This is a genomic window from Mesorhizobium sp. M0296 (assembly GCF_040321675.1).
In the GTDB taxonomy this organism is placed as follows: domain Bacteria; phylum Pseudomonadota; class Alphaproteobacteria; order Rhizobiales; family Rhizobiaceae; genus Mesorhizobium.
Genome location: NZ_JAMYRZ010000115.1, coordinates 1 through 547 on the forward strand (window position 1 = coordinate 1; position 547 = coordinate 547).

2 protein-coding genes are annotated in these 547 nt (G+C 55.9%); both read left to right on the forward strand.

Annotated features, from left to right (window positions below):
* A partial coding sequence (locus NKI97_RS35425; protein WP_352453949.1) for a pilus assembly protein occupies window positions 1-364 on the forward strand: 364 nt, incomplete at its 5' end.
* On the forward strand, window positions 354-547 hold a 194-nt coding region (locus NKI97_RS35430; protein ID WP_352453948.1), incomplete at its 3' end, for a TadE/TadG family type IV pilus assembly protein. The genes NKI97_RS35425 and NKI97_RS35430, both read left to right, overlap by 11 nt.

Below are 547 nucleotides of genomic sequence, written 5' to 3' on the forward strand. Positions count from 1 at the left end.
CCTTTGCCTGGTACTTCTTGGCATCATCGACGGCTGGTCTTTTGTCTCGAGCGCATTGTCGATGCGTGCAGGCGTCAAAACCGCGGCGAACCTCGTGATGCAAGGAGCAGTCGAGGATACGACCATCCAAGCTGTCGCTCTTTCGAGCTGGGAAAACCATCCTGATGGCGCGCAGGTGGCAGTGAGCCGGAAATACATGTGCGGGAACATCGTGGCCGATCCATCGGTCCTGTGCGACACTTTGAAAGCCCCCTCGGTCTTCCTCGTAATACAGGCGACAGCCACCTGGTCACCGCCCTTCAGTTTTGGCGCGTTTTCCCTCTCGCGCGAACTCAGTCATCAACAGGTGATTCGTGTCCGCTAAGTCGAGAGCTTTCACGGGGGATGCATCAGGCGGAGCTGCATTAGAGTTCGCGCTGATCGCGCCTTTTCTGATAATGCTTTTGATCGGCATCTTTGCATTCGGCTGGGCTCTGAATGCTATGTCGAGTGTTCGGTACACGCTGGAAACGTCGTCACGTGCGCTGCAAATGAAGAACTCGCTGAC